We start from the raw sequence: 15,442 nt of genomic DNA on the forward strand, positions 1-15,442 counted from the left end.
CTCGCTAGTTGGATTTTGTATCACTCTATTTCTTTAAAGAACGAAGTTGTAATTTAAGTTGTTTTACAATATCTTCACAAATCTCAATTTCGGACTGTGTCAGACTATTACCACCATATCTGACTTTTTCATAAGACTCAACAAGCTCACTGTTTAAGAAATGATTTCGTTCTAACCATTCTTTGACTGTTTCAGCCTGAAGTCTTCCTTTCCCTTTTTTCCCTGATAGAAGTTCTAGCTCTAAGATGAGTTTTCTAATTTTTTCAGTAGGGTATGATTTTTTGTTAATCACACTTACTCTAGGACTATTAACAGTATCTCTTCTAAATGCATATTTAGGTACTTCAACATTGTCAGCGTTCACCATAAACCTTTTCCTAGAAAGAAGGATAAAAATGATTCCTAAAATGATAAGCCCTATTATTGATAAGACGGTCCAGATATTAATAGCTGAAAGAAACTTAAAGTAGTCTTGTAGTGGGGTTAATTCCTCTAACGCTCCATCAAGTCCAACACGATCATCTTCCTGTCCATTTGGTCTTATTTTAAAGTCAGCATTTTCAACAGCATTAAAGAAGGGTACTGACACTGTATACAGGATCTTTCCAGCAATAGAAAAAAAGAGAGAGAGTAGATTCTTAACTATAAAAGGCAAGGCAAAAGCAAGGATGACTGCGCAAATGATCAATCCTCCAAAAACCCCAAATAAAGACCCTGAATGATTGGCTAGATGTTTTGATAGGATCCCATTTTCTTGTATTAAGGAATTGTTTAAAAAAGAGACCAGCATCTTACTCATAATCATCCATAATAATTGAGTTATGATTAAATAAAGGATAATGTCACTATATTCGTATCCTTGTACAACTGCCCCTAAATAGATAAGTAGTCCGACACCAAGTGTAAGAAATAAAAGCAAAAAATCTGAGAGTTTCGAATCTCTCTGAAAGTGACCAACCATTCTCCAACAAATAACCCCAGCTAAAAAGAAGCAAATCCCAAAGCTAAGCCCAAAATTACTTCCAAAAAAGGCTAGGATCGGAACAAACATCATCACAAGAATATAGGGTGAATTTGATTTCATTAGATAAAGTAAGAACGAAAACAGCCCCCCTCCTCCAATCACAATAATCATAAACGGTAGTAAAGGAGGTAATACCTCAGTATGAAAATAAAATAATACGAGAATGATATATAACAAAATAATCTCCATCATATATAAATAAAATCTAGAGAATGCATGTTTATATTGCATCGTAGTCCACCTTTCTATTAGATAGACTATAGTTTGATAGTAAAACTGAGCCATCACGCTCGTGTAATTGATAACAAACTACTCCGTTTTTTCTAAACCTGAGTAAAATTTCTCCGAGATCCTCCTCTTCGTTTCCGCAAAAAATGACATAAGGAGAAAGTTGAAATTGTCTTTTTGCACTAAATACCATTTTAGAAAAAGGAACGATTACACTGTGCTTACTAAGTCTTGCAATCATCTCAAGAGCCTTTTGTAGATGCTCTCTACCAGTACCTAATGGGTGATGAACAAATGGGATTCTCCCTGCTTTTCTTACATTTACGAATAATTCAAATGGGATATTCTTTATTGTTGCATACTCTAATAAGTAAGTAAGTCCACTTAGTAAATCTTCAAGCTTCCCCTCTCTTACATTAACAAAGATCGACCATGAATATTGAGAGGTTCTTTCATAGATTCTTGTTTGTAGGGTGTTCGTTTTCGCAGAGGCTTTCCAATGCACTCGATTGAAGGGGTCTGTTGAAACGTACGATCTAGCTCCAACCAATGCAGACATATCTTCAAAATAGGATTGTTTCATTGGATACTCACCAAGATTTTTAGGAACGATTCGGTTAATTCCTCCAATTGTTTTGGGTGAAGAATATACAACCGTTTCAAAAGGCAGCGGTTGATCATATTTAAGATAAACATCCCCAAATCCAAACAAATGCGGAATTCGGATCTCTAACGTCCTTACTTTAGCTACTCCTCTTTCAACAGCTTGAAAGGGCAAATGAATACTAGCACTTTGTCTACCTAATAAAGATAACGGAAATTCAATTTCATTTTGTTCATGGTTAATCATTTTACGTTCATGTTCAAATTGAAGGACACTATCTATTGTCATCCTTACCCTTGCACCAAGGATGGGATAAATACCATTTTGGTTAAAAGAGATGGAGAAAGTATCCTGTTCATTTTTAAATAATTTAATTAAATCCTTATCAATACTAACAGTTAATCGATTAGCTACACGCTTTAAATACAGTTGATTCGTATATGAAAATAGTAAAAACAATAATCCTATCATAACAAGAAAAAAGTTTGATCCTATAAGACCTATAAGAAGGGTAATTACGGACAATCCAACGGTAAAAGAAATCTCATTCCCTAAAGAAATTTGGTTTTTCCAGTTCATTAATTTACAGCTCCTGCCTCAACTGGTACAGACACAGAAGTTAAGATTTCCTTAATCACCTGTTTATTCGTTTTCTTTAAGGAACCGTCCATTGTTAAGACCAATCTATGGGGTAAAACAAATGGTGCCATAAATTTAATATCCTCTGGTGTTACGAAGTTCCTGCCTGAAATATAAGCCCTGCCCTGCACAGCTTTCATAAGAGCAAGGGTGCCTCGAGGACTCACTCCTACTTCAACGTCTTGACTATTTCTAGTTGCATGAACGATACGTACTAAATAATCCTCTACATCTTCGCTAATCTTCACCGCTTGAACATCCTGTTGCATTTGTTCAATTTGCTCTTTCGTAAACACTGCTTTTATTGTATCAATTGGATTTCCAGTTCTGTAGGTTCTCATTATTTCTTTTTCCTCTTCCAAAGAAGGGTATCCAAGATCAATTTGGACAAAAAAACGATCCATTTGAGCTTCTGGCAATGGAAATGTACCTTGTTGAGATTCAATCGGATTTTGTGTAGCAATGACAATAAAAGGGATAGGTAATTTTCTTGTTTCACCATCAATTGTAACTTGTCTCTCTTCCATAACCTCTAAAAGACTTGATTGTGTTCTTGGAGTTGCTCGATTAATTTCATCTGCTAATAAGATATTTGTCATAACAGGACCTGGACGAAGTTGGAAGTCTTGTTCTTTAGGATTAAAAAACTGTATTCCTGTGACATCACTTGGAAGTACATCTGGTGTAAATTGTATTCTTTTAAATGTAGCACTTATCGATGCAGCAAAACTTTTAGCTAACATTGTTTTACCTGTACCTGGTACACTTTCTAGTAATATATGACCTTTGTTAATTAACGCATTAAGCACTAACTCTATTACATGACCTTTTCCAATAATGACTTGACCTATATTTTCTTTAATTTGCTTTACATTTTCATTTATATTATTCATCATATCTCTCCTTAAATCTTGTATTCTCAATAATAACAATTTTCCTACAATAATTTGTATTAGTCAATTAATTCCAAATAAAATATTTAACGTAAAAAAAGAAGCGAGAACAATTAATTATGATAAAAAAAAGATAACATCAGTTATCTTTTTTTTACCTTTTGTTGAATTTTATATACAGGTAAGAGAATTTTAACTGTTGTCCCTTTTCCTAATCTACTTAAAATTTGCATTTTCCCTTTATGATTATGAATAATTTTGTTACTAATGGTCAGACCAAGGCCCATGCCTTTCTCTTTTAACGTAAAAAAGGGTTCACCAATTTTGTTAAGTCTTTCTTCTGGAATTCCCGGTCCGTTGTCACTAATACTAATAGCTATTTCTTGATCTTCTTGTTCAACCAAGATAATGATATTTCCACCTTTAGGCATTGCTTCAATTGAATTTTTAATAATATTAATAAAAACTTGAATGAGCTGATTACGATCTCCATACATAGTAGGGTCTTTTGTTCTATCGTTAATAGTAATGTCAATTCCATATAATAAGGCTTCATGAGATGTTAGCTTAATTACATGCTCAATTAAATTCTTTAGTTTAAATGGATTAAAAATTTTCATTTGTGGCTTTGCCAGAATAAGCATCTCACTTACAATTTGGTTAATTCGATCGAGTTCTGACAAGACTATATCAACATGCTGTTCAGGAGTAGATTTCGTTTCTTTCATTAATTGTACAAATCCTTTAATTGAAGTTAATGGATTTCGGATTTCATGAGCGATTCCTGCCGCTAATTCTCCCACAACAGACAATTTTTCCTTTCTTAGAAGCATTGATTCTGCAGCCTTTAGTTGTGTAATATCTCTTCCTATTGTTAGTAAGCCCTTCCTATTATTGGAGTCATCGTATAAAGGAACCTTTATTACATCAAAGGTCATAATCTCACCAGACAATGCTGCAAAAGACTCTTCACACCGAGAAAGCTTACCAGCTTCCCATGCTTTTTGATCAGATTCCATACAGTATAAAAATGCTTCTTCAAAAAAAGGAACAACCTTCACCAGTTCTGCATCAGTTTTACCGTAAAAGTCTACCCCATCAAGAGCATACAGTTGTTTACCAAAGTCATTAACCTTTAACCATCTTCCTTTACCATCTTTGAAATTAACAAAATCAGGCATCGAGTTAATCAGAATTAATAACTCGTTTTCATTTTCTTCTGCCTGTTTATGGGCTTTATGCTTTTTTATAATAAAATGAATTAATATAGCAGTGACAATTGCAAATAGTAACCCTTTAGTAAATTGTAAATTTTCATATAAAGGCGATGATTGTTCAATTTTATTAATAAGCATGTCTGTTAATGTAATCCACACAAAGCTTATTATTAAATATATTAGTGCCAGATATTTTGAAATAAACCTCATTTTACACCCACTTACTTGTTTAAAAAAAGCTAACCGTTCCATTCGATCCGATTATCATTTTTTACATATAATTATTACCAATACTCTCGATTATATCTCACATTTGACAAAATGCAAAAGTGATTATATAATTAGTAATTGTTGTACTCTTAATTTAAACGTAATGTTACATTTCATATATGAATTATTTGCAAATTAAAATTTTGGCATTCCACTCAGTACTTGAGATGAGCTTATTCACACTGGATCGGCTTCGGAGCCGTTAGGACGAGAGAGAGGTAGGGCTTTCGTTGTTTAAGGATTTCAGCAGCTACCAAGGAACATTACCGCGGCCATTTGGTAATGATAATGTATTACATTTACGGATTAATTTCGTGTCTCTTAATAAACAGGAAGTTCTCTAAGTGCAAATAGCATATGAGAACTTCCTTTTTTTATATAAATTAATGTAGGCTATATTGAAAAGAAAACTTGTTAATTCAAGTCTGGATGAAAAGCTTTTGCTCAACCTAGTCACTTTGTTGTTTCGTGTATAGAAATATTGTCTTACTCATGATAAACTTTTTATATTCTACTTAGAAAGGTCGACATACTATGACTTCTAATAAAATAATTCAAGTTCTGCTTATGTTTTCTATCGCTTCTCTTGGAGCTTTTCTGTTTTACCTCTTGTCTTTTCCCATTCCTTGGATTCTCGGACCACTTTCAGTCATTCTGCTTACGAAACTCATTACTAAAAAATCAACCAACCTTCCAATAGTCTTTAATAACATCGCATTGATGCTAATTGGTATTTACTTTGGTCTTTCGTTTACCAATAGTACAATTGAAACAATTATTCCTTACATCTTCCCTTTTTTACTTTCCACCGTATTATTACTTATAGTGAGTATTGGTATAAGTATTATTTTATCAAAATTCATAGAGTTAGATCCTATTACTAGTGTCTTTGGGTCCATACCTGGGGGATTATCTGAAATGGTAGCAGCGAGTGAATCGCTTTCTGCCAATTCTGCGATGGTAACGATTCTTCAAACGGTTAGACTTTTGACTGTTGTGTTTACAGTACCTTTCCTTGTTGTACATATGTTTTCTTCTAATACAGTTCAATTTGAGCCGATTGTCTCGATCACTCAAACAGGCAACTTCCTTCATTATGGATGGTTTTTGTTAGCTATGCTAGTCGGTTGGTTGATAAGAGACCTTTTGCCAGCTGCATTCGTACTAGGCCCACTTATCGTAATTGCCAGTTTAAGTGTTATAGGAATCCCACTCCCTAATCTTGCACCTATATTATTAATTGCTGCTCAAATAACAGTAGGAATGAGTATGGGTAATAAAATATCTATCAAAGATCTAAAACTAGCTGGTAAGTACGGGGGATATTATTTCGCTTTAACACTTCTATTAATTTTGACTTCCTTTGGTATTGGATACCTATTTTCAAACTTATCGACGCTTTCGTTATCTACATCTATTCTAAGTTTAGCTCCAGGTGGTATGGTAGAGATGGTACTAACAGCTCAAAGTGTAGGTGCAGATTCTTCTGTTGTCAGTGCACTTCAACTTATTAGACTTTTATTTATTATCTTGGTTGTACCGAGCTTCTTAAAATTCATGTTTAGGAAGGCGGAAAATAAAACCGTTAAAACAACAGTCTAAATTATTCCTATAATTTTTCATAAATTAGACGATACTACCAAATGTAACTTCTCTCCAGAATTGAGTGAATTTAGATGAAAAGACTAACTAATTTATTAGGAAGTAGAATATTAAAAACAGGACTAGCGGTATTTATAACTGCTTCAATATGTCATTTACTTGGTTTGTCTTCAATTTTTGCGGTGGTAACAGCGATTGTAACAATTGAACCAACCGTATCAGACTCGATACGGAAGGGAATTGTTAGATTACCGGCTTCTGCAATAGGAGCTGGGATATCAATGACATGTGCGTCTCTCTTAGGCGATGCTCCAATTACTTATACTCTTTCTGCAATTCTTACGATATTTTTATGTCATAAATTCAAACTGGATGCCGGAATACTTGTTGCTACTTTAACTGCTGTCACCATGATACCCTTTACTCCAGATCATTATTTATTTGCCTTTTTCACAAGACTAGGTACAACTACTATAGGACTATTTGTTTCAACAATTGTCAATTTATTAATTTTACCACCTGATTATTCAAAGAGGATTACTCAAAACATTCTTGATGGATATGAAAATTGTTCAATCATACTATCTGAGCAATCAACAAACCTTGTAAAAGGAACACTTACATATAATCATCTAGAATCCCAGCTAAGCATGATTGAAAAAACAATTAAAGATACATTGGTGCTTTGTGAATATAAGCGTGAGGAATGGAAATATCATCGATTTACGAAAAAGGAAGAAGATCTATTTCAATTTGAATGCAACCATCTTAAAACACTAAAACAAATACATAATCATATGCAAAATCTGTTTAACGTTCCAAACGATCGCAAGTTTTGGTGTGAAAAAGAGGAATTAAAAGTGATTACTGGAGTTAGAGCACTTTCAAATGTATTAAAGAATCCATTATGTCCGACTTCAAATAACCACCTTCTATTGATTAATGAATTAGATAAATTGTTTATCGAAGCTAAAGGATCTAAACAACAATATACCGACTCTGGGACAAGATTTGTCCCGGAGATGATCATTTTGTTTGAAATTATTACAATTAATGATCTAATAATTGAAGTAGCAAATAGATCAACTCAAAATACAAGTGAAAGTCGTTCAAAAATAGAAGCTTGAACTAGGTTTTGAATGAGCAAAAAAAAAAGACACTCTTTGCATAATTGCAAATGGGTGTCTAAATAAATAGGAGAGTTAATTAAATATAATTAACATCTTGGGTGGCCCAACCATTCATCTTCAATCCACAACAATCCTTGATTAAGATTTACCAAATCAATTTAAGTCTAAATTAGTAAGCGTTTACTAAATATCACAGGATTTTTACGTTCAAACTCAGCTGGTTGAACCACCAAAGATGTTATTTATTTTATCTAACACTTTACATTCTTACTATAACATACCAAAGCGTCGGATAACGCTTACATTATGGCTAATTTGTGAATTAATAGCGGTGTTTTACCACCGCTATTTCCCTTATGCAACCATAATCGCTTTTCCAAATGGAACCTTTGGTAAAAATTCGTCCGGTACAAGCCAAAATACTTCCGTTTTCACTTTTAATTCTTCATAAAAGTAACCTGTTACATCTGTTATATAGAACAAACTATCAATATTTTCTTTTTCTGCCCATTCAAACACTTCTGTATATGAGGATTTACCATGCGTAAAATATTTTATCTGAGGCGCCTGCTTTATAGGTGATACCTCTCTAATTTTATAATCCGCCTGTACAAGTAATGATTCTGGATTCATTTCTCCAAAAAATGTAACAATATTATTAATCAGGATTGACCTTACTTGATTACTTGAAGTATCTATTGCTAAAGCTACCTTCTTATCTTTACGATCTTTTAACATAGTAAGTAAAGACCTTTGCCATCTCATCTTGTTGACCTCCTCATTATGTTTTTCTAGGGCAAGGTTATTGTACCCTTTAATTTAGTGGAATTATCATAAATTGCGAGGAAAGAAATAGTAGGCCTACCAAATTATAATTTTTTCTTTGTACATTCTTTACACCTAATGACCAAATGCTAAATAAAATGGAGGGATACAATATGCTTGTCACTAAAGAAAAACTACTTAATCTTGTAAAAGCTAACGGAGATAAAGGAATCATAACCATTAATGATATCCCCTACGAAATTGAACTAACAGAAGAAGGAAACGTCAGCCTGACCGGTTTTTCCTGGTCTTGGGAAAAAACTGAAGTACCGTCTGCCCACCAAGATTATGACATAAAGACAGATGATTTAGTAAAGAACAATGTTGATGACTTACCGTCATTAAATAATGTAAATCATTATAATTACTACAATAATGTTAACGAGTTAATGATTTAAATATCTTGCACACATATTTTTTCAAAAAAAACATAAACTATATTTAGCCGCCCACTACCAAAAGACGCTTCGTTGCGGGACTAACCAGTTCGGATGTGGGCGGTTTTTTTATGCCCCAAGCAAAAAAGCCCGGAATCCGGACTATTTATTCATCAACTTTCATTTTTGAATAGTATGTTTTTTCCACATCAATGGTTTGATTAACCGAGGAAGACCATTCCAAAAACTCCTTGCCATTAATAGTAGTCAACCCATTTTTATCTATTCCTGTTAATTTGCCCTCATTAATTAGCTTTTCAATGGTATTTTTCCCTAATCCGGTAAGTCCCATCAATACATCTATTGGGTAATCTGTGTAATCATCAATTTCCTTCACATGCATTTTATATTCCATATGAATCACTCCTCAACACAAAGGTTTGACAGTTGGTATCTTGACATTCATTACTGTTCATCCCATTAACCTCGATTGCTTCTGCAATACAGATTGAACCTTCACCCCAATATTTGCAACTAGATACACTGCACATTACGTTCGGATTTACTTGATATTCTGGGTTTACCAAACCCGCTGCCGTTCCTAAAACATTAATATTATCGGCAGAACCTAAGTAACTCCATACGTTTTTAGCATCATGAAATGTCTTACACATTGTTTGATCAACAATTTCTGACATTTGTGTTTCTTGTTCATGAAGAATATCAATATTTGCTGCACCACATCTGTCACCGTATAGATAATGTGTACATGTATTCACATTACATTTAACATTTGGATTCATTTTCATCACCTCTAAAATAGGTTACCCAAAAACCTGTTTAAAAAATGTGCTAAATCATTAGAGGTACATGCACTACAACAAATACGATCATAAACATAAGATAAAGCAAGGTGCTAGTCACCATTTCTCCTACTCTGTCTTTCGAGGAAGTAATCTCCTTACTTCCTCTCCCTACATAAATCAAATGTATTTTAACTGTGAGGAAACAGTTGTATAATAGAAAATACTATATTGAACTTGTTTTTTACTTCTAAAAAGTAAAAAGTGACCTAAATCACGAGATCATGTTTCAAGAACTGCTATTATGAAACTTATGTAATTTAAATATCAAAATAAAAAAACTATTGTTCTTAAATTAAGGGATGTGTTTTTATGAAAGAACTAAATCATGAATCATTGCTGGATAAGCTAAATCGTCCATTACGTGACTTAAGAATATCTGTGACAGATAAATGTAATTTTAGATGTCAATACTGTATGCCCGCTGAAATATTTGGTCCTGATTTTCCATTTTTAAAGAAAAATGAAGTTCTCTCCTTTGAAGAAATTTATAAGCTCGCTAAATTATTTGTTGACTCATTTGGAGTGAAGAAATTGCGTATTACTGGAGGAGAACCAATTATGCGCAAGGAGTTATCAACGTTAATTCAAATGCTATCATCAATAAAAGGTGTAGAAGATATTGCGATGACAACAAATGGTTCCCTTTTATCCAAACATGCCAAAGACCTTAAAAAAGCAGGACTATCACGAGTAACGATTAGTCTTGATTCTTTAAACAATGAAATCTTTGGAAAGATGAACGGTAGAGGTGTAAAAGTTGAGGAAGTTTTATCAGGTATCTCAGCAGCAGAAGAGGCTGGGTTGGGTATAAAGATAAATATGGTTGTTCAAAAGGGAGTTAATGAAACCGAAATTATACCTATGGCTAAATTCTTCAGAAAGAAAGGCCATCCGCTTCGGTTCATAGAATTTATGGATGTAGGTAATTCTAATCAATGGAATTTAAAGGATGTCTATCCTAAAAAGCAAATAATAGAAGATATTCATTCTGTAATGCCCATTGAGCCCATTGACCCTAACTATACAGGTGAAGTTGCGACAAGATACCGATATATAGGATCTTCAGACGAAATAGGTGTCATATCATCTGTGACTGATGCATTTTGTTCAACATGTAATCGAGCAAGACTCTCGGCAGAAGGAAAGCTTTTTACTTGCCTATTTGCTTCAAATGGACATGATTTACGTGAACCTCTTCGTTCAGGCTTTTCAGATAAACAATTAATTAACCTCTTATCTACTATTTGGGGTAGTAGAAATGACCAATATTCCATCGACAGAAACTCTTATCTAAAAGAAAACAAAAAAAGAGAAAAAATTGAGATGTCTCAGATCGGAGGATAAGATACTCTAAGGGGGGCAATAACTAGAGGATCTCCCAAAGCATAAGCGCTAGTTACTAATGGGACATCCTCTTTTTTATGATGAAATCTGTTAATATCTCATTGATAAAGCTTGTTTTGCTAGCATAACATCATTATTTAATAATTGCCCTAAATCATATGCAGGATACATGCCACGTTGATACATATAATTGAATACTTGGGTATGACCTTTAATTGCTCTTTGTAATTGCTTAATTAACACAGCCTTTAATTCAGGAGTGGCTGTTTCAGTAATCGCAATTGCATAATTTCTCACAGATGCCTTTAAGAATCCTAATAAATCTCCAGCATAAAAAGCTTTATCCCAATCAGACGTTTGGTCGCTGTTATTCCTAGGTGTCATTGGGTAAAAAACCAGTAGTTCGTTTAAATTTGTTTCCAAATCATTGATCATTTTTAAATAGATTCCCTTTAAGGTACTACATTTTATTTTCCCAACTGCCATTTTTAACTTCATTAAACCATTAGATTGGAATGCCACTAGCTCATGAAGTTCTAAAGTTTCATGGTACGCTAATGTTTTTTGACGTTGTTCCACGCTATAATTTGAATTTGGTAAATAATTCATCCTTTGTTCCTCCTCATGTGAATAAGTCTTTACACTTATATTCAGAAGTAACAGAAGTGGCCAATTGTCCAATAAAAATAGGCTTCTTACCAAATCTAATATGATTATTATACTCCTTCAGAACCTTCGAGATATTTCTTTATTCTCTCGAGAAACCTAATTCCGTAACGTTCAAACTTCATTTCAGCAATTCCCTTAATTTCAAGCATATCTTTTTTCTCCCTCGGACAAACTTGACTCATCTCTCGTAGCGTACGATCAGAAAAAACAATGTATGGAGGGAGATTTTCTTCTTCCGAAATTTGCTTTCTCAATGCTCTTAATTCCTCAAATAGTTGGTTATCCTCTACAAGCTGACGCTGATTCATCTGTACTTTTCTAATAACTTGTAAATCACCTTTAAAAACTAAATATGCCTTTTTATCTAGAGTTAAAACAGGATATTGTCCAGACGTTAATTCAATGTATCCTTCGGCAGCAAGAAAATCAATCATATCAACAATGTCTTTTTCTGTTTTGTTTTTCAGAAGTCCATAAGTTGAAAGTTTCATAAAATTAAATTGTGTAATCCTTTTATTTTTTGAGCCCTTTAACACTTGTGCTACAAGCGTTTTACCAAATCGTTCATTCATCCTCTTTATGCAAGAAAAGATCATCAAAGCCTCAGTAGTCATATCATGCTTTTCTCGTTGATCTGTACAATTAAGACATTTTCCACATCTATATGTTTGGTTATCCTCTCCAAAATAAGCAAGAATATATTGCTGAAGGCATTTATCGGTATGACAATAATCAATCATTTGTTGAAGTTTTTTGTATTCGAATGTTTTTACATGATCATTCATACTTGATTGTTCAATAAGGAATTTCTGAAGTTGAACATCCTGAGGATTAAAGAGCAATAAGCATTCTCCTGGTTCTCCATCTCGACCTGCCCTACCAGCCTCTTGGTAATAAGCTTCAATATTCTTTGGAAGATTATGATGAATGACATATCTTACATTCGATTTATCAATTCCCATACCAAATGCATTCGTAGCAACCATAATGGTAATTCGATCAAATAAAAACATTTCCTGTGCTTTATATCTTTCTTCTTCAGTCATTCCAGCATGATATTTACCAACTAAATAGCCCGTTTTTTTCAAAAACTGATAAAGCTGGTCGACTTCTTTTCTTGTTGATGCATAGATAATACCAGCTTGTCCTTGATTTCTTTCTAAATATCTAAGAATAACATCACGTTTATTCTCGCCTTTTACAAGAGTAAATGATAAATTTTCTCTTGTAAAACCTGTAACAAATACATGCTCAATTGGGATATCTAAAATGTTACATATGTCGGAAATCACTTCTCTTGTGGCTGTTGCTGTTAGAGCTACGATAGTCGGTTGATTCTGTAATTCATTGATCACCATTTGAATATTTCTATAACTTGGTCTAAAGTCATGCCCCCATTGAGAAATACAATGGGCTTCATCAATGGCAATAATCTTAATTGGTAACTCTTTAAGAAGTTGGCGGAATGCTCTTGATTCTAATCTTTCTGGTGCTACATATATAAATTTATATCTTTCTAATTTCGCATCATTTATTCGATCTTCAATCTCTAATGAGGATAGTGAACTATTAATATAAGTTGATGGTATTCCATTATCATTTAGAGCATCTACCTGGTCTTTCATTAACGAAATTAATGGACTAATTACCAAGGTAACACCATCAGAAATCATACCTGGTACCTGATAGCATAGAGATTTACCACCCCCAGTGGGCATTATTGCTAGGGTTGGCACTTTTAATATCACATTACTAATAATCTCTTCCTGACCTTTCCTGAAAGAGTCATATCCAAAATAGTTTTTTAATACCTTTTTTGCTTCATTAATCAACTAAACTCACCTCAAAATTCAAATTATAAACTTATCCTTAATTCCCAGTTACTCCACAGCGTTGGAACGGCTAATTCATCATTTATTAGAAAAAAGGGCAAATACCCAAACATTTCTGAATCAATCCCATAGTATGAATGTATAACACGTTAGGAGGTGTTATTGAATGAGTCACGCATACGGAAGTGGATTTGCATTAATCGTCGTGCTGTTCATTTTGTTAATCATTGTTGGTACAGCATTTGTTTAAATTGAATCGACAAAATTAAATGGAAGATAAAAAATAATTATTAAAAGGAGAGATTTATTCATGCATTGTGGATATAATACAGGATTAGCTTATGGTTACGGAGCTCCAGTTGCAGCACCTACTACAGGTGGTATGGGAGGATTTGCACTTATCGTTGTGCTTTTCATCCTTCTTATCATTGTTGGCGCTTCTTGGATGTAAATTAAAATATAGTTTAACAGAAGCTATCTCATGAGTCTATAATACTCATGGGATAGCTTTCTATTATTAATTTACTTTATCTCTTCTGTTCTTTCATATCTCGAATCCAGATAATCAACAATATGAATTAAAAAAGCTTCTACTGTTTTGGGTTCAATATTTGCTCCCCATTCTAATTTTCCATGATGAGCAAGAATACTGTGTTGCAGAGCATGAACATCCTCTAATGAAATTATAATATCTTCTACTTCAATCACTTTGTTTACAAGCAGCATCCCATAAGGAATGTGCCCAATTAGCACACCTAACTCATCCATTGTTATTCCTGTCGCTTTCCTCTTAGAAAGCGAAGAATGATCAGCAGTAGGGTAAAGAAATTTAAACTCCTCAGTACCTTTCCCAACATGATGGTATTCGAGTAATTTGCCCATGTCATGATAGAGGATTGCGCATATAATTAATGAATAATTAGGGCTATTTTCTTTATACTTGCTCATACCATAAAACATCGTATACAAATGATCTATAGAATCCTTCCAGACAAGATTTCGCCAATTAGATCCCGCTTGCTCTGATTGAAGGTCCTTCCATAATTCTTGTTTATACACCTTCTCAACCTGATTAATAAGTTTAATTACAGCTTTATAATGATTTGCCTCTTGCCTCACTATATACCTGGCAAGACGCATGAGCCCAACTGTATGTTTAAGTAATCCTCCTAGGTATGCATGATGATGGCCCATAGCTGCTGGCCTTATGCAAAACTCATCCCAAAACCGTTCCATAGCTCCCATACATATTGATTTAAAAGGTTCCTCTATTTCATTTATATACTCAAAAAGCTCGACAGTGAAGTCCTCTAATGACTGTTGCGTAGAGGAAATTAGATTAAAAGGCTCCTCATTGTTTTCACAAGGAATTAATTGATAAATAGTCATTGATTTAAATCCTCTAAACTCCTCAATCTTCCCTGACAATTTAAATACACTATATTCTTGTAGTAACGGATGGTATTTATCAATTGCACCATCATTATCCCATATTTTCGCACTATAGCTACCAAGATGATTAGAAAATCTCAATTTTAAGTAAGGTCTAGGTTGAGACCCCTGCGTCTTTTCAATTGAGAAATCAACTAAAAGGAATGTTTCCTCATTAAAACTTTCCCCATGAACCTGGTTGTCAATTGAGAATCCCTCAGGTGTCTTTGATAGGGAAGGCACTGGAAATTGTTTTAATATTTTTGACCTTTCTTCAGCGGTCATGGTGATTTCCGTTGAAATAAGCCCATAAAAGTACTCTATAACAGACATTAGTTTCTCCTCTACTCTCTTTCTTAATATCAACGTTACTTATCTAAGTGTACTAAAATTTTAAACACATGAACAGAATCATACTCTCCTACTCAAAGATGTACATAAATTGAACAAAAATATCCATAATACTATTATCAAGGTTTGAAAATCATCAC

Annotated in this window: 16 protein-coding genes; 6 read left to right on the forward strand and 10 right to left on the reverse strand. The window is 33.6% G+C overall.

Going from position 1 to position 15,442, the window contains the following annotated elements:
• Positions 1-25: 25 nt before the first annotated feature.
• The 4 genes from BLQ56_RS05360 to BLQ56_RS05375 all read right to left on the reverse strand — a co-directional run bounded on the left by BLQ56_RS05360 (position 26) and on the right by BLQ56_RS05375 (position 4,815).
• Positions 26-1,255, reverse strand: a complete 1,230-nt coding sequence (locus BLQ56_RS05360) for a hypothetical protein (RefSeq protein ID WP_090850703.1) — start codon at positions 1,253-1,255, stop codon at positions 26-28.
• A complete protein-coding gene (locus tag BLQ56_RS05365; protein ID WP_090850705.1) occupies positions 1,245-2,435 on the reverse strand; it encodes a DUF58 domain-containing protein in 1,191 nt (396 codons plus the stop codon). The genes BLQ56_RS05360 and BLQ56_RS05365 overlap by 11 nt, the downstream gene beginning before the upstream one ends.
• The gene (locus tag BLQ56_RS05370) at positions 2,435-3,412 is read right to left on the reverse strand and encodes an AAA family ATPase (protein ID WP_274380209.1); all 978 of its coding nucleotides are present in this window, start codon (positions 3,410-3,412) and stop codon (positions 2,435-2,437) included. The genes BLQ56_RS05365 and BLQ56_RS05370 overlap by 1 nt, the downstream gene beginning before the upstream one ends.
• A 119-nt stretch (positions 3,413-3,531) precedes the next feature.
• Positions 3,532-4,815, reverse strand: coding sequence for an ATP-binding protein (locus tag BLQ56_RS05375; RefSeq protein ID WP_090850709.1), 1,284 nt, complete (start codon positions 4,813-4,815; stop codon positions 3,532-3,534).
• A gap of 594 nt (positions 4,816-5,409) precedes the next feature.
• Here BLQ56_RS05375 and BLQ56_RS05380 point away from each other — a divergent pair.
• Together BLQ56_RS05380 and BLQ56_RS05385 are read left to right on the forward strand one after the other, a co-directional pair.
• Entirely contained in the window at positions 5,410-6,477 is a 1,068-nt protein-coding gene (locus BLQ56_RS05380) for an AbrB family transcriptional regulator (RefSeq protein WP_238457177.1), read from the forward strand.
• A gap of 74 nt (positions 6,478-6,551) precedes the next feature.
• Positions 6,552-7,604 carry an FUSC family protein gene (locus tag BLQ56_RS05385; protein ID WP_090850711.1) on the forward strand — a complete coding sequence of 351 codons (1,053 nt, stop codon included), beginning with the start codon at positions 6,552-6,554 and terminating at the stop codon, positions 7,602-7,604.
• Positions 7,605-7,961: 357 nt separating this feature from the next.
• Here the strand turns inward: BLQ56_RS05385 and BLQ56_RS05390 are convergent, their stop codons facing one another.
• Positions 7,962-8,372, reverse strand: a complete 411-nt coding sequence (locus BLQ56_RS05390) for a VWA-like domain-containing protein (RefSeq protein WP_090850713.1) — start codon at positions 8,370-8,372, stop codon at positions 7,962-7,964.
• A 173-nt stretch (positions 8,373-8,545) separates the two neighbouring features.
• Here BLQ56_RS05390 and BLQ56_RS05395 point away from each other — a divergent pair, with 173 nt between their 5' ends.
• Positions 8,546-8,830: a hypothetical protein gene (locus BLQ56_RS05395; protein ID WP_090850715.1), complete on the forward strand. Its 285-nt coding sequence runs from the start codon at positions 8,546-8,548 to the stop codon at positions 8,828-8,830.
• A 145-nt stretch (positions 8,831-8,975) separates the two neighbouring features.
• Here the strand turns inward: BLQ56_RS05395 and BLQ56_RS05400 are convergent, their stop codons facing one another.
• Both BLQ56_RS05400 and BLQ56_RS05405 read right to left on the reverse strand, forming a co-directional pair.
• Entirely contained in the window at positions 8,976-9,224 is a 249-nt protein-coding gene (locus tag BLQ56_RS05400) for a MerR family transcriptional regulator (protein WP_090850717.1), read from the reverse strand.
• Complete coding sequence (locus tag BLQ56_RS05405) at positions 9,214-9,612, reverse strand: DUF1540 domain-containing protein (RefSeq protein WP_238457178.1); 399 nt, start codon at positions 9,610-9,612, stop codon at positions 9,214-9,216. The genes BLQ56_RS05400 and BLQ56_RS05405 overlap by 11 nt, the downstream gene beginning before the upstream one ends.
• A gap of 372 nt (positions 9,613-9,984) precedes the next feature.
• On the opposite strand from BLQ56_RS05405, the gene moaA reads away from it, so the two are divergent.
• Entirely contained in the window at positions 9,985-11,019 is a 1,035-nt protein-coding gene (moaA, locus tag BLQ56_RS05410) for a GTP 3',8-cyclase MoaA (RefSeq protein WP_090850721.1), read from the forward strand.
• A 90-nt stretch (positions 11,020-11,109) separates the two neighbouring features.
• On the opposite strand, the gene BLQ56_RS05415 is transcribed toward moaA, so the two are convergent.
• Both BLQ56_RS05415 and recQ read right to left on the reverse strand, forming a co-directional pair.
• Positions 11,110-11,628: a spore coat protein gene (locus BLQ56_RS05415; protein ID WP_090850723.1), complete on the reverse strand. Its 519-nt coding sequence runs from the start codon at positions 11,626-11,628 to the stop codon at positions 11,110-11,112.
• 107 nt (positions 11,629-11,735) lie between these two features.
• Positions 11,736-13,520, reverse strand: coding sequence for a DNA helicase RecQ (gene recQ / locus BLQ56_RS05420; RefSeq protein WP_090850725.1), 1,785 nt, complete (start codon positions 13,518-13,520; stop codon positions 11,736-11,738).
• A gap of 166 nt (positions 13,521-13,686) precedes the next feature.
• Between recQ and BLQ56_RS05425 the strand changes: the two genes are divergently transcribed.
• On the forward strand, positions 13,687-13,770 hold the full coding sequence (locus BLQ56_RS05425) for a YjcZ family sporulation protein (RefSeq protein ID WP_090850726.1): 84 nt from the start codon (positions 13,687-13,689) through the stop codon (positions 13,768-13,770).
• 60 nt (positions 13,771-13,830) lie between these two features.
• Positions 13,831-13,971: a YjcZ family sporulation protein gene (locus BLQ56_RS23745; RefSeq protein ID WP_090850727.1), complete on the forward strand. Its 141-nt coding sequence runs from the start codon at positions 13,831-13,833 to the stop codon at positions 13,969-13,971.
• A gap of 71 nt (positions 13,972-14,042) precedes the next feature.
• Here BLQ56_RS23745 and BLQ56_RS05435 read toward each other — a convergent pair whose 3' ends face one another.
• A complete protein-coding gene (locus BLQ56_RS05435; protein ID WP_090850729.1) occupies positions 14,043-15,284 on the reverse strand; it encodes an HD domain-containing protein in 1,242 nt (413 codons plus the stop codon).
• Between the last annotated feature and the right edge of the window lie 158 nt (positions 15,285-15,442).

Source organism: Litchfieldia salsa (assembly GCF_900104555.1).
Lineage (GTDB): Bacteria > Bacillota > Bacilli > Bacillales > Bacillaceae_L > Litchfieldia > Litchfieldia salsa.

Excerpts from the sequence above, each read along its gene's own strand:
- BLQ56_RS05365 (WP_090850705.1), bottom strand. The coding sequence starts at position 2,435 with ATGAACTGGAAAAACCAAATTTCTTTAGGGAATGAGATTTCTTTTACC.
- BLQ56_RS05425 (WP_090850726.1), top strand. The coding sequence starts at position 13,687 with ATGAGTCACGCATACGGAAGTGGATTTGCATTAATCGTCGTGCTGTTC.
- BLQ56_RS05385 (WP_090850711.1), top strand. The coding sequence starts at position 6,552 with ATGAAAAGACTAACTAATTTATTAGGAAGTAGAATATTAAAAACAGGA.
- BLQ56_RS05360 (WP_090850703.1), bottom strand. The coding sequence starts at position 1,255 with ATGCAATATAAACATGCATTCTCTAGATTTTATTTATATATGATGGAG.
- BLQ56_RS05375 (WP_090850709.1), bottom strand. The coding sequence starts at position 4,815 with ATGAGGTTTATTTCAAAATATCTGGCACTAATATATTTAATAATAAGC.
- BLQ56_RS05435 (WP_090850729.1), bottom strand. The coding sequence starts at position 15,284 with ATGTCTGTTATAGAGTACTTTTATGGGCTTATTTCAACGGAAATCACC.
- BLQ56_RS05390 (WP_090850713.1), bottom strand. The coding sequence starts at position 8,372 with ATGAGATGGCAAAGGTCTTTACTTACTATGTTAAAAGATCGTAAAGAT.
- BLQ56_RS05395 (WP_090850715.1), top strand. The coding sequence starts at position 8,546 with ATGCTTGTCACTAAAGAAAAACTACTTAATCTTGTAAAAGCTAACGGA.
- BLQ56_RS05415 (WP_090850723.1), bottom strand. The coding sequence starts at position 11,628 with ATGAATTATTTACCAAATTCAAATTATAGCGTGGAACAACGTCAAAAA.
- BLQ56_RS05405 (WP_238457178.1), bottom strand. The coding sequence starts at position 9,612 with ATGAATCCAAATGTTAAATGTAATGTGAATACATGTACACATTATCTA.
- BLQ56_RS05380 (WP_238457177.1), top strand. The coding sequence starts at position 5,410 with ATGACTTCTAATAAAATAATTCAAGTTCTGCTTATGTTTTCTATCGCT.
- BLQ56_RS05400 (WP_090850717.1), bottom strand. The coding sequence starts at position 9,224 with ATGGAATATAAAATGCATGTGAAGGAAATTGATGATTACACAGATTAC.
- moaA (WP_090850721.1), top strand. The coding sequence starts at position 9,985 with ATGAAAGAACTAAATCATGAATCATTGCTGGATAAGCTAAATCGTCCA.
- BLQ56_RS23745 (WP_090850727.1), top strand. The coding sequence starts at position 13,831 with ATGCATTGTGGATATAATACAGGATTAGCTTATGGTTACGGAGCTCCA.